The sequence below is a fragment of the Arthrobacter alpinus genome (assembly GCF_001445575.1).
Classification (GTDB): domain Bacteria; phylum Actinomycetota; class Actinomycetes; order Actinomycetales; family Micrococcaceae; genus Specibacter; species Specibacter alpinus_C.
On record NZ_CP013200.1, the window covers coordinates 2,981,027 to 3,002,684 of the forward strand.

Genomic DNA, 21,658 nt, shown 5'->3' on the forward strand with positions numbered 1-21,658 from the left:
GGCTGGCACCCGATCCCCATGCTACGCCGGCACCCGCCCCACAGCCATGGGCCGGCGCAACGGGACCTTATCCCCTAGCGGCGCCCTCATACGGAATCTATGCTCAGGGCATGAACCACAACCCAGCCGCAACACGAACAGAAGTCCTGCCGGTCCACTCATGTTGGTCCCAGCTCCGAAGTGTCTCCGTTGGGCGACTCGCCGTGTGGGATGTGGACCATCCCGATATTTTCCCCATCAACTACACGGTTGACCATGGGAGTTTGGTCTTTCGTACAGGCCAAGGGACCAAGCTCAAAGCCCTGCAGCGCGACGAGCCCGTCGCCTTGGAAGTCGATGGTGTCAATCCCGATACAGGTTTTGCATGGAGCGTGGTTGCCAAGGGGAACGGCAAGCTGTTAACTTCCACAGACGACATCCTCGACAGCTTCGCCCTGCGGCTATTCCCTTGGCATGCAGCCACAAGGACAATTTTGTCCGCATCGTGCCAACTTCTGTCACCGGGCGCCGATTCCGTGTTACACAGCCAGCCGAATGGTGGACGGCGCAGGCAAACATGCCGCAGGCTTCGCCCGAATGAACGGAATACATGCCTCTTCCGGGCCCCAAACCTCTGGAAGCATCAGGACGGCCCTGCCACCTGTTCGTGCGGAACGCATAGTCGTGGGCATTGATGGCTCAGTGCATTCCCCGCCAATTCTCATGCTTGCCGCTGCCCTGGCCGACGTGCTGAAGCTTAGAATGGACGTTGTTGCCTGCTGGCACCACACCGACATCTACGCCGCCTCACAAATTCCCAATCCAGGATTGCCGGAGGGCGACCCGTTTCAAACCGAGACCGCCAACATGGCGGAACACGTCATCGATCTGGCCTTTGGCACAGAAGCGCCCGCCGGGATGACTTTCCACACTAGATATGGCCATCCGGCCCGAATCCTGGAAGGAGAGAGTGCCACGGCCGGCTGCTGGCCGTGGGCCGGCGAGGCAGCGGGGGCTTCTCGGGCTGCGGATCGGTTCAGTTACTGCAAGCTGTGTTGCACGTGCCCGCTGCCCGGTGCTGATTGTCAATGACAATTAGCACGCACCAACCTCAACGTCCTGCACCCGACACCAAACGGGTTCCCGGCTTCCCCTTGGTCACCATCATCGGAACGGGAATGCGGGCCAGCACGACCGCGGAAATGGCGTCGGGGCGCATGGCTTTAGCGTGGCCACGGCCCCTGCTGCCCACTACAAGCAGCCGGGCGTTGCCGGAGGCTTCGGCCAGGGCAAGGGCGGCTCCGTGCCGAATGTCCAGGACCGTGAGTATTTCCAGTCTGGGGTGGCGGGCACGCACGGAGTCCTCTGCTCGCCCGATCACCTGCTCACCGTCATTGGCCACCTGCGCCGCGTGAACAATAGTCAGGGGCTCCCCTGCCATTACTGCTTCACCGGCAGCCACTCGCAGGGCCCACTCAGCTTCCGGTGTACCGTCCACCCCCACAACCACCCCTGCACCCTTGGGCAAGGTACCGGGGATTATGGCCACAGTGCAGGCGCTTTGTGCCGCAAGCTCCAGTGCGGCCACACCAAATCCCTCACCATGACCACTGCCCGTCTTGTCCATGCCCACAACGACCATGCTTGTCTCCGATGAAAGCTCAGCAAGCACCTGGGCTATTTCACCTCGCCTGATCGTCGTGTGAATGGTTGAACGGGGAACCACGGTGGAGATTCGTTCCCGTTCGTCTTCCAAGGCGCGGGCAGCCATATCAAAAGCTGCAGATGACGAGTGTTGTCCCCGTCGCTCACCGGCGTCCGGCTGCACGCGCACCAGCAACACGTCAACGCCCAGTCGCTGGGCTCGCAATGCTGCCCAGTCGGCAGCAGTCCTTGCTGCCGGGAATTGTCCACGCCTACGGCTATCGTGCTGCCCATCCGAGTTCCTCTCCCAGAGATAAAGGGCCAACCAATGGTTGGCTTCCTGCCACAGTCAACTGTGCCTGCCAAGCGCCAACGGGACGCTAAATCGAGATGCGCGCCGGTGGATTCTGTGACTGTGGCCGCGCTGGCGCCCGGGTGTTGGCTGCGGCTCCGGACGCGAAAAGAACCATTGCTTGGCGAACTCCACCAGCACCAAATACACCACCGTCACGATGACGTCGAAACCTCGACTCAGGCCGTCATGGAGTGCGTGCCGGCCATCCTGGGCGGTCACCACGGGATAGCCCTCGCCTTCCGGGAGTTCCTGAAGCATGAGGGACAGTGCTGCATCGTCCTCCACCACAAGCACGCATTTTTCCGCCATGATGTGAAGTATAGGGTGCAGCAATTAACCTGGCGCATGACTCTGGTTCCTATCGGCCTCGCCGCATCTCTCGGCCATCCGTCACTGCAACCATCCTGCCCAGTCCCGCCGGAGGGTCGCAGAGTCTCACGCAATGGGCACTGAACGCCCCACATTCCATGCAACTGTAGCCAATTGCTGCCACCGTCCCAGGAGAACCACAGTAGCAGGGTCCCAATGACTCAACCATCAAAAACTAATCCGTGCTGCAGCTCCGGCACCACGCTGGCGATGGTGGCCCACAGGCTCCGTTCTGGATCTTCAGGGCATTCGCTACAACTTCCTTCCCGGCACGCACACGCTGTCATTTCGGGGCTCCATTCTGCTGCCCACGTTCATCGTTTCAGCAATGAAGTGCGCGTCCAAGGGGCTTTGTGCCCACTTTGCTGTGCCTCGTGTGCATTGAAAATCGCGCAGTCCAGCGCCTATGAATGCCCAGAAAGAGGCGGCAGAAAAAGTGGTCGTCTCCTGCTGCAGAATGCGACGATGCGCCGTCAAAGGGGTTCTAAAGACTGGGACTTTGGGCCCTAGCCTGACGGTGCCTGCGTTCCGTAGCATCATCACATGAGAGATGACAAAGTGGCACCCAAAGCAGAAACCCTGACGACCCAGCAATGCTGGAAGCTCCTTTCCGACACTTCAGTCGGAAGGCTTGCAGTGACCGTTGACGGGAAACCTGACGTGTTCCCCGTTAACTACAAGATCGACGGCGAATCACTCCTGTTCCGCACGGGTCCCGGCACCAAGCTTAACGCCATCAATGACGACGCCAGCGTCGCATTGGAAGCAGATGCTGTCAGTGTGGAATTTGGGCTTGCGTGGAGCGTGGTCGTCAAAGGCAGCGCCGAACGCATTCCGGCGGAAAGCCATGAGCTTAACACGGCAATTCATGGCTTGTTTCCATGGCAAGGGGTGGGAAAGAGCCACCTTATTCGCATTGTGCCGGTTACCGTCACCGGGAGGCGCTTCACCTTGGATGCTTCCATGACGTGGAACCTCCCCCTGAATGATGCAGTTCGGGCGGGCCTCGAGTAGGCAGCCTCTGCAGCCCCACGGGAATCCTTCTTTGCCTGTCCGGAAGGGGGACTCCGTGAGCCCCTGGTCGATACGAACACGGCGGAAGGAGTGGTTACGCAATGATTGCTGCGGACGCTGTGCCGCCAAAGCGCCCAACGTGAATCGGTGGACCTCACGCGAGGTACCTGACGAGAGTTTGTGCCACTCTGGATCCAATTGGCTGGAGTGGGCCCCGTCCTGCTTGTTGGCGGATATCTGCTCCGGGCGCGGTTCCCCTTGGGCCACGCCGTCGCACTCGCTTCACGGCTGCTCCCGGCGCCGGGCATGGGTTCTCCGTACCACATATACCTTCGGGAACCGCTCGTTGAAGTTCCAAACTGATGTCCCGGTGATCACCGCACACCTGCTGATGGAAGCAACCAGCCTCGCCGCATATGCCCGGCACCTGAAATTGGCCTTCTCCCAGAGGCGCCCGCGACCGCATGGCCGTGAAGGGGCCCAGTACAAGTCACTGATCCAGGAGGGCGGAGAAAATGAAGTCTTCAACGGAAAGCACCGACAGCCTGGCCCCGGGCTCAGCTAAGCCTGTGGCTGGGCCCGGCGGAAGCAGCGGCTCGGGCGGGCATGTGTCAGGGACACATGTTGGCTTCTGGGGCGGCTTGATGACCGCCCTTCTGGCTGTCTTGGTCCTCGCCGCGGCCTTCACCGCTCCGCCCCGCTCAGGCGCGTACTATCCCGGTGACTGCATCCAATACCCGTAGACGCACGTGGCCGGCTACGTCCCACGCGACTACTTTTGGATGTATCCGGCACTGCTGGCCCCGCTCGTATTCGTAGTCTTGGCCGTGTCCCGGCACGGCGCGGCACCCGCCCGGTGGCGGCAACTCAGCCTCACCGGGACATGCTTTGCAATGGTCGCGGCAGGCATCCTCGTTGTCGACTAAGGTCTGCAGCTGTCGGTCATGCAGCCAAGTCTGCTCGCGGGTGAGTCATAGGGGTTGTCTCTAGCTCTCCCAGTACAACCCACATGGGGTCCTCATAGACCTTCAATACATCGGATACGGCTTGTTGGCCCTGGCCTTTTTGCCCCTCGGCATTGCGCTCACCAAGACCCCGATGAGGCAAACCCGGGCTGCCGCTTGGATATTCATCCTCGGGGACGGGATCACCCTGCTCCTGCTTGCAGGTTTCGCTGCGTTTTACCAGCCCGACGTGGACGTCCGTTTTGATGTCCTGGCGATTCTGCTGACCTACCTTGTGCTGATCGCGGCCGGATTCCTGGCTGGGAACTCACTTTCACCATGGAGCACCAGAAAAACGCACAGTGCCGCATCGATTGACATCACTACCGGCGGTGACGTTCGACGAGGCCAATCAAAAGGCATGTCCTGCTCAGTACCCCGCCTGGTAGGGTGTTCGACGTTGTCGCCACGAATACAATTAACCTCGCTACAATCCGCGTATGGCCCGGGCAGAGAAGACAATGCCCGGAGCGATCGGGGTCGGCACCGAATTCCAGGCCACCATGCGCGGTGCACGCCACCCAGCAAGGGTCACAATGACCTCCACCAAGTTCTCACAGCCCCTGTCCCTGGCCTCGGTGAGCCGGATGCGGGGAATGGACATTGAGGGCACGCCGGATTTTTCCACCGAAGGCGGCCAAACCCGGCTCGCGTGGTCTTGGACGCTTCATCCCCGCGGTTTCCTGCGCTGCATTGCCCCCGCCATCAGGGCCATGGGCAAGCGCCAGGAGCAGATCAACTGGGTGGGACTGAAGGACTATCTCGAGAGGCCGGGCCGAGAGCCGTGACCGGCCCCGGCGTGTCCAATGGCAAGGGTACCCGCGGCGATTCCCAGCAGGGTGAGGATCAAAGTTAGTTCCGCAATCCCCAGCCCAAAATAGATTGCCTGCAGGAATGAGTAGCCTTGGATGACGGCCAACTCGACGAAAATCCAGATCAACATGCCAAATCCTGCCATGGCAGCTGCCAGCAGGGACCACTGGCGGTTTGCGAGCAGAGCAATTGCCGCCAACAATTGGGTGCCGCCAACCACCAGGCCGAGGATCAGGCCCGGAACCACGAACGAATGAAAGGGACTGCCCGCCAATAAGGTCAGGGACATTCCGGCACCGTTGAAGGCCAACGCCATCCCGGCACCGGCAAACGCAGAAATTGCCCCGAAAATCAGGAGAGTGACCAGCGCTGGCCGGGCTAATTTCATGGCTCTGGGGCTTCGGGAGGGGCTATCAATGCCCGTGCGGCAAGGTTCTCACCCCAGGTCTGGGCCCGGTTCTCTTCCCCCGGCAGCAGGATCGTGTCCTTGCCTGTGACAAGGAAACTCTCCGGTGGTGCAATCATCGTGAAGCCGGCCCGGCGCAGGTGCCTGTCGATGCCCTTGGATGCACGCCCGGTCAAGAGTGGTACGCCGTCGAACCTGGTGTCGAAGGCGGCCGCGCGGCCTGGCATCCCCGACAGCCTCTGCAGCCATTCACGCACGCCTTCGCTCGCGGCGTCCGACTCCATGACCAGGTGGCCTGCGGACGACTCCGCAGCGGCTTCTGCGCCGTGCCGCGTGGATTCGCGGCTCATGCCGTGCACGTGTGTCGGGCCACCCACCACCACTAGGCCATAGTCCCCCGGGTCCACTGCCGCGGCAGCGGAGACAGGCACAACCTTGACGTCGTCGAAAGCCCCCAAACCACGGGCCACAGCCTCCGCAACATGGCGGGTATTGCCATACATTGACTCATAAACCACGATTGCATGCATCATTCCACTTCCCTTCTCAAGGTTCACTGCCACCGTAGTGGCCGGACCGGTTCCGAGTACGCCCCCGGCCGTTGGCCGGCGCCGTTCCCAGCGCCAACCGAAAGAGCGTGACGACTTTGACCAGTATGCTGATGGCGCATCCGACGGACGCGAGGATCAACGCAATCCGCACCACGAGCTCCCAATCAAAACTGGAACCACCGAAGTCGAAAGGGAAGACCGTCCAGATTCGCGCAAACACGGCGATCCCAATGCTCGAGGTGGCAATCTCACCCAACGCTCGGAACCACGTCCGGTCGACGGCCGCATTGGCCAGGTTCACGACTGCCGAGACCAGCAGCGACGCATTGAAAATGCCCAAGACCTTGGGTGTTGCACTATCAAGAAACGGCAGCGACTGCCACCCCGGCCAGATGTTTGTGAGCCAGAAGAATACGACGGCGGCGAGAACCGCGGAGATGTACCCTCCCCTTCGTCCGGCGGCATCCCTTCGCGCCTTCCCCTGCCATGGCGGGGACGGGCGGGCTGCTTCTTCAGTCATGTCTCTTATGGTGACCCACTCGCTGGCTGTCTCCTAGAGGCGAAAGCCCCTGCGGTTCCCGGTGGATTGAATGCCTAGGTCACCCCTGCCGGGCTGGCATTTGGTTCAGCCGGGGTTCGAGCCGGTGGCACTTGTGAAAGACGAGACGAGCCCGATGGGTGGAATGACCGCCCACCCCGGCGCAGCCCCACGCGCCTGCGCGACAAAGGGCGTGACAAGAATGGGCACACACGTCAGGGCCAGAAAGACCAGGGCGCCCGGCGCAATCACGGCGCCCAGACGGCTCCGACGCAGCAGCAAGACACCGCTGGCAGCAACCGCAGGCAGAAAAATTGCCAGATCCAGGACGTGGACCGGGTTGCTCGGAACCCGCCATGCTGCGGCGCTGGCGGACCCGGTGCCGGCAAGCAGGTCCGGCAGGATTTCACCCAGCCACATGGTGGCAAACAACAGCGCCGCACCAACCAGAAACCATCCCGGCAGCCGCAGGGCCCGGCCCAGTCGGCCCAGTCGGCCAGGTCCAGCGAGTACCGCGCCCAGGGCAGAAAGGGAGCCGACAAGAGTGAACACAGAGAGGCCGAGGACAGCCACCCACAGCAGGAACAGCGGCCCGAAATGGACCGAGAAAAGGTAGATTGAATAGCTGTATGCCGTGAACGCCAACACGCCAAAGCCAAGCGAGCATGTGGCCGCGGCAGGCGCGAAGAACGAGAGCCACGGTGGCAGGCGCCACGAGAATGAGATTCGCCACGTCCTGGGCCATGGCGGCATCTGCCAGTGCGGGGGTCTCCCGTCCGTAGATTTCATAGGGCAGCAACAACCCGACTAGATTTCCTGTGCCCGCAATGACGGCGGCGGCAACGGCCATCCGCCCCCATAGCGGAGGCAGCCCTGCCTGGCGCAACGCCGCTGCTGCAACGCCCGATCTCTCTGGCATGTTCCGGCCTCCTTTTTCCATCATGTTCCGGCGCGACACGGCCGTGGAGGGCCAAAGGTCATGCCCGGCCCCGAGGTTTGGGGCGAAGGACCTATTGCCCTGTCGAAACGAAGATTACCCGGCTAGCATCGCAAGCGGACACTTGGCCATGCCAGAGTGTGCCAGTTGCCCAAGAATAGGACCAGGAGGACGATGGACGCCCGGGACAATATTGGAGGTGACGGTGAATCCGAGACTTCCCCGCCACTTACCGGCGGCATGCCCGTGGCATCCGACCGTGCTGCCGCAACGCCGAATGTGGTGCTTCAGGGAAGTGCCGAGCCAACCGGCGGTGGAACCCGTCGGATTCCGCGCTGGCTGCTTGGGACCGGTTCAACCCTGCTGCTGGCGGCCGCCCTCTGGTGGGTCGTTTTACCCCAATTTGGCGGCGCCATGGACACGCTCCAGTCGTTGGAGCAAATCTCCTTCACGCTGGTCCTTGTGGCGGGCGCACTGGAACTCGCTTCCTTGGCCTCCTATTCCGTGCTGACGGCCTCGATACTGGGATCTGGACGGCCGCACTATTTCACCATTCTGCGCGTCGACCTCTCGGGCCTCGCGGTCAACCACGTTGTGCCGGGAGGCGGAGCCACTGCAGCTGCAGCCCGTTTCCACCTGCTACAGCGCGCCGGTGTCGGCCCTGCAAACGCCCTTTCTGCCGCCGCCATCGAAGTGACTGTGTCCAATCTGGTCCTTGGGGGCCTTTTGCCTTGGGCCTTTTGCTGTCAATAACGACTGTTGCGGCCAATGGCTACTATCGAACCGCCACCATTGCCGCACTTGCGGCGTTACTGGCCACAGGGTTTGCCGGCTGGTTCCTGACTCAGCGAACGGACTGGACAGTGCAGATTGTCCGTTCCGCGGCCGGCCGTATTCCCTTTCTAAACGCGGACTCCGCCGAAGCGTTTCTTCGCATGATGGCGTTGCAGGTTGGAATGCTGGGCAGGAGCCCTCGGAGGATGGGCGTTGACATATTGTTCGCCGCCTTCAATTGGTTGTTGGACGCTGCTGCATTGTGGGTGTTGTTGGCTGCCTTGGGACACCCGATCGGGCTTGGCCCCTGCTCACCGTCTATGCTCTGGGGAACATTCTTGCCACGCTGCCACTGACCCCGGGTGGTCTGGGGATCGTGGAAGGCGTCATGGCCCCGGCATTGGTCGGCTTTGGCATACCTGCCGAGATTGCAGTCCTGGGTGTCATCGGCTGGAGGCTGTACCAGTTCTGGCTGCCGCTCCCCCTTGGCGCGCTGGCCTACCTGTCTCTTCGTCTGGGCCCCTTCGACGGGGACGGGGCGAGACCGGGTGAGGACGGCCTCAACGGTGGAGGACGGTGGATTCCCGGGTTTCCAGCACCATGTTCAGGCTGTCCCCCGGACCGAGTGAGTGCTCCTGGCCTTCAACGTTGATGCGGATGGGTGCCGCGTGGCCGGCGGCCAGTTGCAGCGCAACGTGCTCCGGTGTAAGGGTGACGGCGATGGCCAGGCCATGGAAAGAAAGCTGAAAGGAAGCGCGTGAGAGCTCATGCGGCAGCAGGGGGTGCAGCCACAAGGTGTCCGCGCGCGTTTCCACACCACCATAGCAGCGCAGCACCATGTCCGAAGTTCCAGCCATAGCCCCAAGGTGCACGCCTTCCCTTGTAGCCCCGCTCAGGGTGTCACCTCTGTCGCATTCGAGGGCCTGGGTGAACAGCGCCCAGGATTGTTCCCGGTCGCTGCGTGCCAAAACCCAGCTGTGCGCCAGCCGGCTCAAGGTGGAGCCATGGCTTGTACGGGCCAAATAGTAGCTGATAGTCCGAGGAACCATATCGGGCGGAAACGGGTAGCCAAGCCGGTCAAACACCTCCCTGAGTTCCTCGGCAGAAAGCAAGTAAAACAGCATGAGGACATCGGCCTGTTTGGACAGCTTGTAGTTGTTGGTCGAGTCCCCTTCCGCCTGAAGTATGAGATCCAGGCGGGCAATGTCACCGTATCGGTCACGATAGCTGGCCCAGTCAAATTCCTTCAGGACCTCATACCCTTCAAATTGACTGATGACGCCATCGGCGTGAAACGGCACCCGCAACCGGCGGCTGATCCTGTCCCATGCGGCAAGTTCCTCCGGCCCCAAGGACAGGCGCAACTGAAGGGATCCGCCGTCGAACGCTGAGACAATGTCCACTGCCTCACTGGCTTTCACCAGAACCCATGATGCAAGCACGTTTGTGTAGGAGTTGTTGCGCAGTCCCTCGCCAGGGTGGCCTGGGCAACCATCATGGAATTCGTCGGGACCCATGACCGCCGCGATGTCGTATCTGTCATCCAATGAAGAAGGCGTGGCCAGGGAGGCGAAGAATCGAGAAACCTCCACCAGAAGTTCGGCACCGTACCGGGTCAGGAATGCAGCGTCACCGGTGGCCTGAAAGTACATCCAGACGTTGTAGGCAATGGCCAGCCCACTATGCCGTTGCAGCCGGGAGTTGTCTGGCATCCACTGCTGGTCCCGAACATTGAACAGCGCGGATGGCGTCTCTTCGCGGCCGTCACTGCCGCTCTGCCAGGGGAACATGGCCCCATCGAAACCCGCAGCCCGGGCCGCCGCCCTGGCCTCGCCTAGGCGCCGGTACCTGTACAGCAGGAGCGACCTGGTAAGGTCCGGGCGCCTGAGGGTGAGCATCGGAAATACGAACAGCTCGTCCCAAAAAATATGTCCCCTGTAGCCTTCACCATGCAATCCCCTCGCAGAGACACCGGCGTCCAGATCGGGTCCGGCCGAGGCGACGGTTTGCAGCACATGAAAGGTGTTGAGGTTCAGTGCCTGGCAGTGGCCTGGTCCGGTTCCCATCGCCACCCCAAAAATGCCCCAGAGATCGTCCCAGGCGCTCATGTGGGCCTGCAGGAGAATCTCCGGCCCCGGCGCCCGCGCAATCCGCGCGCTCGCGGACAACGGGGCAGTTGACAACGCCCGGTCGCGCGAGGTCGCCGCAGCCACAGTCCTTTCTATGGTTACTGGCCGTCCCGGCTCCACTGCGAAGTGGATGGAGAGCCCGGCCCTGACAGCTTCCAGGAGCGGCTGGCGCCTGACGGTGACCGGCTCCCCCACAGCATTTCTCAGGCTCGTGCGAAGGGCCATGGCGATGGCGATGCCCGACTGCCTGGTTCGGGATTCCCACAGGACGGTTTCCTCATCGAGCCGGCTGCCGCCAATGGCCATGAGGTGGTCTCCGGAAAGGTGGCTGTCGGCCTCGGAGTTCCGGTTGCCCACAGCTGCGTTGATGGCAGAAACAACCTCCATGTCCCCCGCCCAGTTTTCGGCTTCGACGGTTGTTTCAATGACAGCCAGATGCGGGTCAGCCATTGACTGGAACTGCCGGGACACCACACGCGTGGTCCTGCCGGCCGAGTCGCGATAGCGGTTGGTCCGCGTCAATATCCCGTGCCGTAGGTCAAGGGCCTGGTGGTGGCTGATCATCTCCGGCTGCCCCGGTTGCAGCAGCGGTCCTGCAACAGGCTGGATGGAAAGAAACGTCCAATCAGGGGCATTGACCATGTGCTCGGCTTCGTCAATCCGTCCGGCCAGCTGTGTCACTGCGCGGTTGTAGACACCTGCGAAGTACGTTCCCGGATAGTGGGTTTCGTCGGCCTGCGTGCCGGGAACGGATCCCCGGGTGGCCCAGTACCCGTTTCCGAGTGCGCACAGCGTTTCTCGCTGGCCTTCGTGGGCTGGATCGAAGCCATCGAAGACCAGCAGCCATTCGTCAACGACCCCATCTTTGGTCCATGGTTCATCTTCGGTTTGGACTGGCGGTGCCCAATTGGTGGCACTTGCCGGCGGCCGCACCAGTGACAGGGCGCTGAGGTCTTTGACGACGACGTTCGCCCCTGACTCCAGCAGGCTTCCGTTCCCCGTGCCCCTGTCAACACCAACGACCAACGCAAAGCCGCCGGAAACCCCTGCTTGGACACCCGCCGAGGCGTCTTCCAGGACGACGGCGTCCGCCGGCCGGACATGGAGACGCCGGGCTGCCTCAAGGAACATTGCCGGGTCCGGTTTCCCTGGCAGTTCAAGGTTTGCCGCATCGGTTCCATCCACGAGAACAGTGAACAGTTCAGTGATGCCCGCTGCAGCCAATATCGCCCGGCAGTTCCGGCTGGCCGTGACCAGGGCAGTTGGCACCATGGCACCGAGGAGCCGACGCAACAGCGCCAGCGCATCGGGGAAGACGACTGCCCCTGGCGCCTTGATGAGTCCCTCGAAGATTTGTTGCTTTCGGGCGGCCATGCCGAAGATGCTCAAGGTGCCCGGTGCGTCGCCGGAATCGCCTTCGGGTGCATGGATTCCCCGATGTGCCAAAAAGGTCCTGATGCCGTCTTCGCGGCTCCGGCCGTCAACGAACGTCCGGTAGTCCCGCTCAAGGTCAAAACCTTCGTCCGAGTCACTAGACAAGACTGGCAATACTTCATCAAAAAGCGTCTTCCACGCTGCCGCATGCACCTTGGCGGTGTCCGTGACCACGCCGTCCATGTCGAATATGACGGCACCATAGCCACCTGCCGGCCCCGTCCTGTTGTGCGCCCGTGAGACATTCCGGAGTTTCATGTCCACTACCATCCCTGTTCCGCGTGTTTTGGCACTCGCGAACTGCCTCCGGCCTGTGCAGCCCATGTGCCGCCCAGCCGACTATGCCCATTCCCATGCTCCCTGCAAGCGCCCGGGCTGCACAGGGCACAAGGTCCCACCCTGTTCGACCGGATCCTGGGGCCAAATGGTTCACATGCGGGCCCTTTGGCCCTAATCACCACGGCCGGCCGGCAGTATCGTCGAGGGTGTGGGCCGGGTCTACTGGCCAAAAGCAGCACGAACACAGCACCCCATCGAGAGGACATGTCATGAAAGCTCTGGTTTACCAAGGCCCAGGCAAGAAGGAATGGAAAGACGTTCCGATGCCCCGGCTGGCCAACCCGGTGACGTGATAGTCCGCGTGGACACCACCACTATTTGCGGCACGGACCTGCACATCTTAAAGGGCGATGTTCCTGCCGTCACGCCGGGCCGTATTCTGGGCCATGAAGGCGTTGGCACAGTCACGGAGATCGGATCAGGCGTGAACGACTTGGCGGTCGGCGACCGCGTCATCATCTCCTGCATCAAGTCCTGCGGGCACTGCATCAACTGCCGCAGCGGCTTGTATTCACACTGTCTCGGGGACGAGGGCGCCTCCGGCATTGGCTGGGTTTTTGGGCACCTCATCGACGGAACCCAGGCCGAATATGTCCGTGTGCCCTACGCCGACAACTCGCTGCACAAGCTGCCCGACGGCGTCAGTGACGTCCAGGCTGTCATGCTCTCTGACATTCTGCCCACCGGATTCGAGATTGGGGTCCTTGCCGGGGCGGTCAAGCCCGGTGACGTGGTGGCGGTCATCGGTGCCGGCCCTGTGGGGCTCGCCGCCATGATGACCTCCGGGTTGTGCGGCGCAGCCAAGGTCATCGCCCTTGACGTGGACAAGGGCCGACTGGAGCAGGCCAGGAAATTTGGCGCCACAGACGCCGTCAACTCCGGCACCATAGACTGGAAAGAGCAGGTCTTTGCCCTCACCGACGGGGCCGGGGTGGACGTTGCCATCGAAGCCGTCGGGCTTCCGGAAACGTTTGAGATGGCAGTGGACACGGTGCGCCCCGGCGGCCATGTGGCCAACGTCGGCGTTCATGGAAAGTCCGTCGAACTGCACCTGGACGAGCTGTGGATCCGCAACATCACCATCACCATGGGCCTGGTCAACGCAAACACCACGCCCATGCTGCTCAAGCTCGTTGCCTCGCACAAGATCCCTGCCGAACAGTTCGCCACCCACTTCTTCACCTTCGATCAAATGCTGGACGCCTATGAAACGTTCTCGAATGCGGCCACCACCAAGGCCCTCAAGGTCGTCATTTCACGCGCTAGCTGAGCGCCGCGCAGCAAGCAGATCCGGTGGGAAATAGCATTTTCTCGCCATTACGAAAGGAAGAACACCATGTCCCAGGTAACCATCATCGGCAACGGACACATGGCCAGGGCCATAGCTGTACGCATGATCCATGCCCGCCATTCGGTCCAGATCCTTGGCCGTGACGGAGAAAGAACCCGCGAGCTGGTCGAAGACCTCGGCGCCGGCGCCACGGGGGGCGGAGAAGAGGCAGTCGTCGAAGGCGGCATCGTCTTTCTGGCAGTCCCCTATGAGGAAGCAATAAATGCGGTGCTCCTCTATGGCGAAACCTTGGCCGGCAGGGTCGTGGTCGACATCAGCAACCCGGTCAACCTGGCAGACTTTGACTCAATGCGCACCCCCGCAGGGACATCGGCAGCAGAGCAGGTTGCCCTGCATGCTTCCAAGGAAGCTTTGGTGGTCAAGGCATTCAACACATGTTTCGCGGCAACCCTTGAAGCCGGACAGGTTGCCGGTCAGCCCTTGGACGTCTTCATTGCAGGCGACTCACAGGAAGCCAAGCTCAAAGTCAGCGCCGTCGTGGCCGCATCCGGCCTACGTCCGATCGACGTCGGCCCCCTCCGCCGGGCACGGGAACTGGAGGCCATGATGCTGATGCTCATGGGATTGCAGGTGGACCCGGAACATGAGAACTTCAATTGGGACACTGCAATCAAGCTTCTTCCGTGATCCAGTGGGGCCTGAAACGATATGAGTGCGCAACCGAGTGAATTCGGTCCCGTCGTCGGTGTGGATGTATCCCGCCACTCCACGATGGCCCTGAGAGCGGCTGCTGAGTTCGCCGGGCTCTTGGGACTGCCACTTGTGGTGATCAATTGCTGGAGCCGGCCAAGACTGTACACCGCAATGAAGGTCCCGGACGGAGATTTCCCCTTTCAGAGCCAGTTGGAGCAGACGGCATCCCGGTTGGTGGAGGAAGACGTTGAACGGGCCTTTGGTGCGCATCGCCCGAGTGGACTGCAGACGGCCATCAGATATGGACACGCTGCCTATGCTCTCATTGAGGAAAGCCGGGGCGCACGCCTGCTGGTTCTGGGCAGGATGGGAGGCAGCGGCTTTCCGGTTCTGCGCCTTGGCTCAGTGTCGTCTGCATGCGCCGCACACGCCCATTGCCCGGTGCTGGTGGTCAACAACGAATCCGCAACGTCACGATAGATCAGCTGAAGGCGGGACCCACGGCGGCCCCGCCTTCAGTTGCGCCGGGTTGCGCTCAGCGAGGATGTGCCAGGGAGACTGTCTCCAGATACTCTGCTGCCCGCGCATTCCAGCCCAGTTCGTGCTTGATCCGCAGGCGCAGGGCCTCTGACGCGTCGGGTTCACCATGGACGATGTAGCTCATGCGAGGCGCTTCCGGGGCCCCCGCAACCACGCCATGATGGCATCAGCATCGGCGTGGGCTGAAAATGCCTCTGTCTGGAAGACCTCTGCTCGGACGGAGATGTTCTGCCCATAGATGCGCAGCTGGCGGTTTCCCGATGCCAGAGAAGCACCTCGTGTTCCGCCCGCCTGGTAGCCGGCCAGGACGATGGCGTTCCTGTGGTCCTGCCCATAGCTGGCCACGTGGTGGAGGATCCGACCGCCGGTGAGCATGCCGCTGGCCGAGATGATGATCATGGGCCCTCCCCGGAGATTGAGCAGCTTGGACTCATCCACTGTCCGGGTCATGGTTGCCAGCTTGTACATCTGTCTGAACTCCGCGTCGCTGATCCGGTGCTCGTCGCGGTGCCGCTGGTACATGAGCGATGCATCGATCGCCATCGGGCTGTTCAGGAAGATCGGGACATCAGGGATGGCACCGCGGCGCCGCAGCCTCGACAGACTGAGCAATATGCTTTCGGCCCGCCCCACTGCGAAGGCGGCAATCATGACCACACCGCCGCGCTTGACCACCCGGTTGATCAGCTCGCCCAGCCCGTCGTCGGCGTTTCCGGGCGGGTGGGTGCGGTTTCCGTACGTCGATTCGGTGACCAGGACCTCCACCGGTTCGAGTCCCCGGGGAGGGCACATCAGAGGGTCGTCTGCCCGGCCCAGGTCTCCCGTGAAGTGGACGCTGTGGCCGGCGATCGACAAGCGGATCTGCGCAGCGCCAAGAATGTGGCCGGCCGGCACCAAGGTGGCGCTGATGCCAGCACCAACGTTAAAGGGTCTGTCAAAGTCGTGGGCCCGGAAACTCTTAAGCGAGCGCACCGCGTCCGCCGCTGTGTACAGCGGCACGGGCGGGGTGTGGATGGAAGATCCCCTGTGTTCGGCGTAGTGGGCTTCCTCTTCAAGTAGGTGCCCGCTGTCAGGCAGCAGCAGGGTGCACAGTTCATGGGTTCCCCCGGTGGCGTGGATGGGGCCGCGAAACCCGTCACGGACCAAGGCTGGCAAATAGCCGGTGTGGTCAAGGTGGGCGTGGGTGACAATGACGGCATCAATCGACGCAGCCGGCACGGGCAACCTGGCACGGTTTCTCTCACGGAGGTATTTGTAGCCCTGAAACAGGCCGCAATCCACCAGTATCCGCTGGCCTGCAGCTTCCAACAGGTACTTGGAACCTGTGACTGTGCCGGCGGCGCCGAGGAAGCGCAGGGTTGGGCTGTCGTCGCTACTCATGTTCTCTCCCGAGGGGTTTGGCCTGCCGGCCCTGGACGGGCCATTGACTGCTTCTGTCCGTGCAGGAAAGTAAGATCGGCTGCAGAAAGTGCCATCATTCCGTCCTGGTCGACCATGACGGGGCCGGAATAACCGTCACTGACGATGTTCACCAGAGTTCGTGGCAGGACACGGCACCCCGGGTTCTGCCGGAACCAGTCCTTGGTTTCCTGACCAAGTCCGTCCCACACTTCTTGAAGCAACATCGAGTTCACGCCCTTTCGGCGAGTTCATTTTCCTTTCGACCAGGGTCTGTGCCGCCGTCGTGGCTTGTGTTGACTACCAAAACCGGGCACCGGCTGTGGCTGACACAGGCTGCGCTCACCGATCCCAAGCCCAGTGTGGCGAGGCCGTGTCCCAACTTGCCAACTACGAGCGTCCGGGCGTTCTTGCTGGCCTCCACCGGCCCGCTCTCGGCAGGGCCCCAGAACAGGCCCAAGGTAAAGTCTTTGGGCCTCGAAGGCCCAAACGCGGCATCCAAGGCAGCTTACAGTTCCGCATGGGCATCATCCTTCTCACCTGTTGCCTCCAATGTCCCCTGGGCGATGCGTATGTGGGCGTGTTCCCAACACCCCATGGCGAGGAGCCCGGCATTCATTGCCGCAGCCAGGTGCTGTGTCACGCCAAGCGCGTCGACGGACTGTTCGGAGCCGTCAACGCCAACAATGATTTGAGAAGGAACTAACCGGTTGGTCACGGGAACCGTCCTCTCAAAGGCTCATCCTTGATGCCATGGCGCCGGTGGCCTCCCGTCGTCGCCATGCAGAACACTTCGGGGCGGGAAGCACACCATCTACTTCCAAGGTTAGGTTGGGAATGTCCGCAGGTGACAGGGCCCTAAGTCCCAACCCTCCGGTTGCCAGGCATCAGGGTCTTTCTGGGCCTGCACTGCGGTGATGGCAACCGTGTTGACGATGTCATCGACCGTTGACCCCCGCGACAGGTCGTTGATGGGCTTTCGCAGACCCTGCAGAATCGGCCCCACCGCAATAGCCCCGGAGGATTGCTCAACAGCCTTGTAGGTGTTGTTTCCGGTATTCAGATCAGGGAAGATCAATACCGTAGCCGCCCCCGCAACGGCCGAGGTCTGCCTCTTCAGTCGGGCAATCGAGGCGTCAACTGCCGCGTCATACTGCAGGGGTCCGTCCACTGCCAGGTCCGGGCGGGCCGATCGAACAAGTTCCGTGGCCCGGCGCACCAGGTCCACCGAGCGGCCCGCGCCGGAAATACCCGTCGAATACGACAGCATCGCCACCTTGGGGTCCACCCCAAATTGGACCGCCGTCGCCGCGGAGGCGATGGCGATGTCGGCAAGCTGTTCAAGGGTCGGCACCGGTATCACGGCACAGTCACCATAGACCAGCACACGATCAGGAAAGAGCATGAAGAACACAGAGGAAACGCTGCGCACGCCCACACCGGTGCCAATGAATTCCAGGGCGGGGCGGATGGTGTCGGCCGTGGTGTGTGCTGCCCCGGACACCATGCCATCGGCCAGGCCAAGGTGGACCATCATAGTGCCAAAGTAGGCCCCCTCCAGCATGGCCTCACGGGCCCTGGCAGGCCCCACGGCCTTGTGTGCGCGCAGCCTCTGGTATTCGCCGGCAAACCGCTCGCGAAGCTCCGAGGTGGCCGGATCCACGATGTCCACACCGGCCAGGTCTATCCCCAGGGCCGCGGAGAGTTCCCGGGTGATCGCCTCGTTGCCCAGGACCGTCAAGTCGCACACGTCCCGGCGGTGCAGGATCTCGGCGGCGCGCAACACCCTCGGCTCCGTGCCCTCGGCAAGCACGATGCGCCGCCGCTGGTTCCTGGCGCGTTCAATGAGGTCGTTGAGAAAGCGCAGGGGCGTCATGGTTGCCGGGCGGGGAACGGCCAACCGTTCCAGCAGCTCGCCCTCGTCAACGCATCGCGACCAGGCTCCGAGGGCCGCCGCCACTTTGCGGCGCCGGCCGGCGTGGATCTCACCGCGCACCCCGGCCACCTTGTGGGCTGTGGTGTAGGTGTCATGCCCGTCAACGAAGACCGGGAACGGGGCGCGGTCCAGCAACGGCAGCACGCTGGGATCCGGGGCCAGCCCGTCGGTGAGGATCATGCCGCTGGGTACGGGGAACTCGGGTGAGTAGCCGCACGCCAGGCTGGCCACCATGACATCGGCCCTGTCACCGGGGACAATCACCAGGTCACCGGCAACCAGTTCCTTCAGGAAGTTGCCCACCGTCATGGCGGCCACTTTGACCGCCCGGACGTCACGGTCAAGTTCGGCGTCGCCGCCCAGCTGCGCCAGCCCCAGGGCCAGGGATACATCGTTCACGGTGGGGCGGGCGATTTCCGCCGTCTCGGGGATCACATAGACGGGCCGCCCGCTGACACCCGGGTGCATGGTCCGCCGGGTTTCGGCGCTCACGCCGGCATCGGCCCGGTTGACCATGACCGCCAGCAGGGAACAATGGAAGGAGGCCAGTTGCTTGCGGGTGACATCGACGGCATCCACCGTCTCCGCGGCGCCCATGCCGTCGGCACCCACCACGGCCACCACCGGCAGTCCCAGGGTGTTGGCCAGGTGGGCGTTGAGCGTAAACTCCGCTGCGACGTCGTGGCCGCGAAGGTCCGAGCCATCCACCACCACCACGTCGCACAGCTTGGCGATCATGCTGAAACGGGCCACGGCCTCGGTCTTAATTTCCTCGCCGCGACCGGCAACCAGGAGTTTTCCGGCCTCCGCTAGCCCGATCCCGCCGCAGCACACGGCATCTTGGAGGCCGTAGAGCTCGCGCAGCATCAGCACCATGGGGTCAGCTTCGGGATCCGCCGTGTTCACGATCGGGCGAAAGAAGCCAACCTTGTCGGCATGCCGGTGCAGGATGTCCACCAGCCCCAGCGTGACAAGTGACTTTCCAGCCCCTGGCGTGGACGCACACACGTAAACGCCGCGGCTTGGCGAAACAGTCATTGTTGATTGTCTTCTCATCTGTTGCGGACGCGGTGACGGCCCTGCCATCCCCGATGCCTTATCGTCCAGGCAGTGCCGTCCCAACCATGTCCTGCGTCATCACCGCTTCAGCCGCCGCGATGATGGGGACAGTGCGCAGGAAGCTGTCCGGATTCAGCGAGATCGAATCAATGCCCTCTGCAACTAGGAACTGCGCAAACTGCGGATGGTTGCTGGGCCCCTGCCCGCAGATACCAATGTGGATGCCTGCCGCATGGGCACCGGCGACCGCCGCACTGATCATGGCCATCACGGCCTCATCCCGTTCGTCAAAGAGCGGCGCAAGTGCCGCAGAGTCCCGGTCCACGCCGAGGACCAGCTGGGTGAGGTCGTTTGAGCCGATGGAGAAGCCGTCAAATTTGGCGGCGAACTTCTCAGCCAGCACAACATTGGCAGGGATCTCACACATCATGTACACCTTGAGCCCGTCCTTGCCTCGGACCAGACCGTTCTCAGCCATCACGGCCAGGACACGGTCGGCCTCGCCCAGTGTCCTGCAGAACGGCACCATGACAATAACGTTTGTGAAGCCGCAATGGTTGCGAAGGCGGGTGATGGCCCGGCATTCCAGGTCAAATCCGTCTCGGTAGCGTGGGTCGTAATAGCGTGAGGACCCGCGGAAACCTATCATCGGGTTGGACTCCTCCTCTTCAAAAGCTGAGCCGCCCACCAAGTGGGCGTACTCGTTGGTCTTGAAATCGCTGAGCCGGACCACCGCCGGGGCCGGGTAAAACGGTGCGGCCAGCTTGGCCAGCCCACGGGCCAGCGTGTGCACAAAGTAGTCCGCCGGGTCAGCAAAGCCGCGTGTAAGTTCCTTGATCCTGGCCTGATCTGCCGAATCCGTGACCCGCTCCGGGTGGGCCAGGGCCATCGGGTGCACCTGAATCATGTCGTTGATGACGAACTCCATGCGTGCCAGCCCAATGCCCTTGGCTGGCAGGCGCCACCATTTGAATGCCTCGGACGGGCTGGCCAGATTGAGCATGACTTCCGTCCGTGTGGCAGGCATCTCGCCGAGGTCCACATCGTCTTGGGTGTTCGCTAAGAGACCCTCATAGACGTGGCCGATGTCCCCGGCCGCGCAAGAGACCGTGATGGCTTGCCCGTCTGGAATCACGCTGGTGGCGTTTGACGTGCCGACGACTGCGGTGATCCCCAGTTCCCGGCTGACGATGGCCGCATGGCTGGTTGCCCCGCCCTTGTCGGTGACGATGGCCTTGGCCCGCTTCATGACCGGGACCCAATCCGGATCGGTTTGTTCGGCAACCAGAACCGAGCCGTCCACAAAGCTGCCGATGTCAGAGGCGCTTTTGATCACGCAGGCGGTGCCCGAGGCAATCGAATCGCCCACGGCGGCACCCTCCGCCAGCAGCCGCCCCTCCTCGGTCAGCCGGTGCGTGCTCATCATGGTGCCGCTCTTGCGGGCCTGGACTGTTTCCGGCCGGGCCTGGACGATGAACAGTTCCCCGCTCACTCCGTCCTTGGCCCATTCCATGTCCATCGGCCGGCCGTAGTGGTTCTCGATCTGGATGGCCCACCTGCCCAACTGGACAATCTCGACGTCGTTCAGGCAAAAGGAAGACCGTTCCGCGTCACTGGTGTCAACCATGAGCGTGCCTGCACCTCCGCCCGCCGAGTAGGTGAGTTTGCGTGCCTTTGAACCGAGCGTCTTTTCGATCACGGGTGAGAACGCCTGGGTGCCCAGGAGCGGCTTGAAGACCCCGTATTTGTCCGGGTTCACCATGCCCAGCACCACCGTCTCGCCCAGCCCCCAGTTGGCACTGATGACGGCTGCCCCCGGGAATCCTGTTTCGGTGTCGATGGAGAACATCACACCGGCGGCGCCCACATCGGAGCGGACCATGAGCTGCACCCCCACTGACAATGCCACTTCGAGTTGCCCATAGTTCATGATCTCCCGATAGCTGATGGCCCGGTCGGTGAAAAGGGAGGCATAGCAGCGCAGGCAGGCGTCCACCAGCTGCTGCTCACCCCTGACGTTCAGGAAGGTTTCCTGCTGTCCGGCAAAACTGGCGTCGGGCAGGTCTTCGGCGGTGGCGCTGCTGCGTACGGCCACGGCGGGTTCCTGCTGTCCAGTGCGCGAAGCCAACTCACGGTAGAAGGAACGAATTTGTTGGGAAATCCCGGCCGGGAAATCACCGGTGAGGATCAGCTCCCGAATCTTGGTTCCGATCGACCGCCAGTTGGTGTCGCTGCCGTCCTTGGTGGCGAGGATCCGCTCCAGCTTTGGGGCCATGTCGTTCGCCACGATGAACTCCCGGTATGCCGAAGCGGTGAGGGCGAACCCGCCGGGCACCCTGACACCTTCAGCGGACAGTGAATGGAGCATCTCTCCCAGGGAAGCATTCTTTCCGCCGACGTCGGCAACGTCCTTGATGCCGACGTCCTCAAGCCAGACAACATTCTCTTTGTTCAC

The 21,658-nt window shown here is 62.4% G+C and carries 22 protein-coding genes and 2 pseudogenes; 11 read left to right on the forward strand and 13 right to left on the reverse strand.

Annotation, left to right across the window (positions count from 1 at the left end):
* Positions 1-110 precede the first annotated feature (110 nt).
* Together AS189_RS19535 and AS189_RS19540 are read left to right on the forward strand one after the other, a co-directional pair.
* Positions 111-674, forward strand: a complete 564-nt coding sequence (locus tag AS189_RS19535; protein WP_424580590.1) for a pyridoxamine 5'-phosphate oxidase family protein — start codon at positions 111-113, stop codon at positions 672-674.
* A 242-nt stretch (positions 675-916) separates the two neighbouring features.
* Positions 917-1,078, forward strand: coding sequence for a universal stress protein (locus AS189_RS19540; protein WP_082634296.1), 162 nt, complete (start codon positions 917-919; stop codon positions 1,076-1,078).
* A gap of 12 nt (positions 1,079-1,090) precedes the next feature.
* Here AS189_RS19540 and AS189_RS13270 read toward each other — a convergent pair whose 3' ends face one another.
* A complete protein-coding gene (locus tag AS189_RS13270; protein ID WP_129587278.1) occupies positions 1,091-1,948 on the reverse strand; it encodes a universal stress protein in 858 nt (285 codons plus the stop codon).
* 24 nt (positions 1,949-1,972) lie between these two features.
* The gene (locus AS189_RS13275) at positions 1,973-2,287 is read right to left on the reverse strand and encodes a response regulator (RefSeq protein WP_129587279.1); all 315 of its coding nucleotides are present in this window, start codon (positions 2,285-2,287) and stop codon (positions 1,973-1,975) included.
* Between the two features lie 603 nt (positions 2,288-2,890).
* Between AS189_RS13275 and AS189_RS13280 the strand changes: the two genes are divergently transcribed.
* The 3 genes from AS189_RS13280 to AS189_RS13290 all read left to right on the forward strand — a co-directional run bounded on the left by AS189_RS13280 (position 2,891) and on the right by AS189_RS13290 (position 5,153).
* Entirely contained in the window at positions 2,891-3,361 is a 471-nt protein-coding gene (locus tag AS189_RS13280) for a pyridoxamine 5'-phosphate oxidase family protein (RefSeq protein WP_062289824.1), read from the forward strand.
* A gap of 515 nt (positions 3,362-3,876) precedes the next feature.
* Positions 3,877-4,104: a hypothetical protein gene (locus AS189_RS20015; RefSeq protein WP_129587280.1), complete on the forward strand. Its 228-nt coding sequence runs from the start codon at positions 3,877-3,879 to the stop codon at positions 4,102-4,104.
* Between the two features lie 701 nt (positions 4,105-4,805).
* Complete coding sequence (locus tag AS189_RS13290; RefSeq protein ID WP_129587281.1) at positions 4,806-5,153, forward strand: hypothetical protein; 348 nt, start codon at positions 4,806-4,808, stop codon at positions 5,151-5,153.
* Here the strand turns inward: AS189_RS13290 and AS189_RS13295 are convergent.
* From AS189_RS13295 to AS189_RS13310, 4 genes are all read right to left on the reverse strand, one after another.
* Positions 5,123-5,566 (reverse strand): hypothetical protein, encoded by a 444-nt coding sequence (locus AS189_RS13295; RefSeq protein ID WP_062289835.1) that lies wholly within the window; start codon positions 5,564-5,566, stop codon positions 5,123-5,125. The two genes, AS189_RS13290 and AS189_RS13295, sit on opposite strands and share 31 nt — an antisense overlap.
* Positions 5,563-6,117 carry a flavodoxin family protein gene (locus AS189_RS13300; RefSeq protein ID WP_202814101.1) on the reverse strand — a complete coding sequence of 185 codons (555 nt, stop codon included), beginning with the start codon at positions 6,115-6,117 and terminating at the stop codon, positions 5,563-5,565. Before AS189_RS13300 ends, AS189_RS13295 begins: the two co-directional genes overlap by 4 nt.
* A 13-nt stretch (positions 6,118-6,130) precedes the next feature.
* Complete coding sequence (locus AS189_RS13305) at positions 6,131-6,655, reverse strand: hypothetical protein (RefSeq protein ID WP_062289838.1); 525 nt, start codon at positions 6,653-6,655, stop codon at positions 6,131-6,133.
* Positions 6,656-6,760: 105 nt separating this feature from the next.
* Positions 6,761-7,426: a hypothetical protein gene (locus AS189_RS13310; RefSeq protein ID WP_062289841.1), complete on the reverse strand. Its 666-nt coding sequence runs from the start codon at positions 7,424-7,426 to the stop codon at positions 6,761-6,763.
* Positions 7,427-7,784: 358 nt separating this feature from the next.
* Between AS189_RS13310 and AS189_RS13315 the strand changes: the two genes are divergently transcribed.
* Genes AS189_RS13315 through AS189_RS21310 form a run of 3 tightly spaced genes read left to right on the forward strand, consistent with a single transcriptional unit; the run spans position 7,785 to position 9,036 of the window.
* Positions 7,785-8,363 (forward strand): lysylphosphatidylglycerol synthase domain-containing protein, encoded by a 579-nt coding sequence (locus AS189_RS13315; protein WP_062289844.1) that lies wholly within the window; start codon positions 7,785-7,787, stop codon positions 8,361-8,363.
* Complete coding sequence (locus AS189_RS20830; protein WP_162491517.1) at positions 8,351-8,740, forward strand: hypothetical protein; 390 nt, start codon at positions 8,351-8,353, stop codon at positions 8,738-8,740. Before AS189_RS13315 ends, AS189_RS20830 begins: the two co-directional genes overlap by 13 nt.
* Positions 8,647-9,036: a lysylphosphatidylglycerol synthase transmembrane domain-containing protein gene (locus AS189_RS21310; protein WP_160320840.1), complete on the forward strand. Its 390-nt coding sequence runs from the start codon at positions 8,647-8,649 to the stop codon at positions 9,034-9,036. The genes AS189_RS20830 and AS189_RS21310 overlap by 94 nt, the downstream gene beginning before the upstream one ends.
* Here AS189_RS21310 and AS189_RS13325 read toward each other — a convergent pair.
* A complete protein-coding gene (locus tag AS189_RS13325; protein WP_062293648.1) occupies positions 8,945-12,205 on the reverse strand; it encodes a beta-phosphoglucomutase family hydrolase in 3,261 nt (1,086 codons plus the stop codon). The two genes, AS189_RS21310 and AS189_RS13325, sit on opposite strands and share 92 nt — an antisense overlap.
* Positions 12,206-12,495: 290 nt before the next feature.
* Between AS189_RS13325 and AS189_RS13330 the strand changes: the two are divergent.
* The 3 genes and pseudogenes from AS189_RS13330 (at position 12,496) to AS189_RS13340 (ending at position 14,750) form a co-directional block, all read left to right on the forward strand.
* Positions 12,496-13,556, forward strand: a pseudogene (locus AS189_RS13330) (zinc-dependent alcohol dehydrogenase family protein).
* Between the two features lie 66 nt (positions 13,557-13,622).
* A complete protein-coding gene (locus AS189_RS13335) occupies positions 13,623-14,264 on the forward strand; it encodes an NADPH-dependent F420 reductase (protein ID WP_062289851.1) in 642 nt (213 codons plus the stop codon).
* A 21-nt stretch (positions 14,265-14,285) separates the two neighbouring features.
* Positions 14,286-14,750 carry a universal stress protein gene (locus tag AS189_RS13340; RefSeq protein WP_062289855.1) on the forward strand — a complete coding sequence of 155 codons (465 nt, stop codon included), beginning with the start codon at positions 14,286-14,288 and terminating at the stop codon, positions 14,748-14,750.
* 55 nt (positions 14,751-14,805) lie between these two features.
* On the opposite strand, the pseudogene AS189_RS13345 reads toward AS189_RS13340, so the two are convergent.
* The 6 genes and pseudogenes from AS189_RS13345 to ppsA form a co-directional block, all read right to left on the reverse strand.
* Positions 14,806-16,190 (reverse strand): annotated as a pseudogene (locus AS189_RS13345) (MBL fold metallo-hydrolase RNA specificity domain-containing protein).
* The gene (locus AS189_RS13350; RefSeq protein WP_062289859.1) at positions 16,187-16,435 is read right to left on the reverse strand and encodes a hypothetical protein; all 249 of its coding nucleotides are present in this window, start codon (positions 16,433-16,435) and stop codon (positions 16,187-16,189) included. Before AS189_RS13350 ends, AS189_RS13345 begins: the two are co-directional and overlap by 4 nt.
* Before the next feature lie 5 nt (positions 16,436-16,440).
* Positions 16,441-16,632, reverse strand: coding sequence for a universal stress protein (locus AS189_RS21315; protein WP_424581576.1), 192 nt, complete (start codon positions 16,630-16,632; stop codon positions 16,441-16,443).
* Between the two features lie 84 nt (positions 16,633-16,716).
* Complete coding sequence (locus AS189_RS13360; RefSeq protein WP_062289866.1) at positions 16,717-16,926, reverse strand: hypothetical protein; 210 nt, start codon at positions 16,924-16,926, stop codon at positions 16,717-16,719.
* A gap of 108 nt (positions 16,927-17,034) precedes the next feature.
* Positions 17,035-19,182 carry a phosphate acetyltransferase gene (pta, locus tag AS189_RS13365; protein WP_062289870.1) on the reverse strand — a complete coding sequence of 716 codons (2,148 nt, stop codon included), beginning with the start codon at positions 19,180-19,182 and terminating at the stop codon, positions 17,035-17,037.
* A 58-nt stretch (positions 19,183-19,240) separates the two neighbouring features.
* Positions 19,241-21,658 (reverse strand): phosphoenolpyruvate synthase, encoded by a 2,418-nt coding sequence (ppsA, locus tag AS189_RS13370; RefSeq protein WP_062289871.1) that lies wholly within the window; start codon positions 21,656-21,658, stop codon positions 19,241-19,243.

Coding starts and splice junctions, on each gene's coding strand:
- AS189_RS20015 (WP_129587280.1), top strand. CDS start 3,877: ATGAAGTCTTCAACGGAAAGCACCGACAGCCTGGCCCCGGGCTCAGCT.
- AS189_RS13350 (WP_062289859.1), bottom strand. CDS start 16,435: ATGTTGCTTCAAGAAGTGTGGGACGGACTTGGTCAGGAAACCAAGGAC.
- AS189_RS13340 (WP_062289855.1), top strand. CDS start 14,286: ATGAGTGCGCAACCGAGTGAATTCGGTCCCGTCGTCGGTGTGGATGTA.
- AS189_RS13280 (WP_062289824.1), top strand. CDS start 2,891: ATGAGAGATGACAAAGTGGCACCCAAAGCAGAAACCCTGACGACCCAG.
- AS189_RS13315 (WP_062289844.1), top strand. CDS start 7,785: ATGGACGCCCGGGACAATATTGGAGGTGACGGTGAATCCGAGACTTCC.
- AS189_RS13300 (WP_202814101.1), bottom strand. CDS start 6,117: ATGATGCATGCAATCGTGGTTTATGAGTCAATGTATGGCAATACCCGC.
- AS189_RS13305 (WP_062289838.1), bottom strand. CDS start 6,655: ATGACTGAAGAAGCAGCCCGCCCGTCCCCGCCATGGCAGGGGAAGGCG.
- AS189_RS19535 (WP_424580590.1), top strand. CDS start 111: ATGAACCACAACCCAGCCGCAACACGAACAGAAGTCCTGCCGGTCCAC.
- AS189_RS13290 (WP_129587281.1), top strand. CDS start 4,806: ATGGCCCGGGCAGAGAAGACAATGCCCGGAGCGATCGGGGTCGGCACC.
- AS189_RS13325 (WP_062293648.1), bottom strand. CDS start 12,205: ATGAAACTCCGGAATGTCTCACGGGCGCACAACAGGACGGGGCCGGCA.
- AS189_RS19540 (WP_082634296.1), top strand. CDS start 917: ATGGCCATCCGGCCCGAATCCTGGAAGGAGAGAGTGCCACGGCCGGCT.
- AS189_RS13275 (WP_129587279.1), bottom strand. CDS start 2,287: ATGGCGGAAAAATGCGTGCTTGTGGTGGAGGACGATGCAGCACTGTCC.
- pta (WP_062289870.1), bottom strand. CDS start 19,182: ATGACTGTTTCGCCAAGCCGCGGCGTTTACGTGTGTGCGTCCACGCCA.
- AS189_RS13310 (WP_062289841.1), bottom strand. CDS start 7,426: ATGCCGCCATGGCCCAGGACGTGGCGAATCTCATTCTCGTGGCGCCTG.
- AS189_RS13335 (WP_062289851.1), top strand. CDS start 13,623: ATGTCCCAGGTAACCATCATCGGCAACGGACACATGGCCAGGGCCATA.
- AS189_RS13295 (WP_062289835.1), bottom strand. CDS start 5,566: ATGAAATTAGCCCGGCCAGCGCTGGTCACTCTCCTGATTTTCGGGGCA.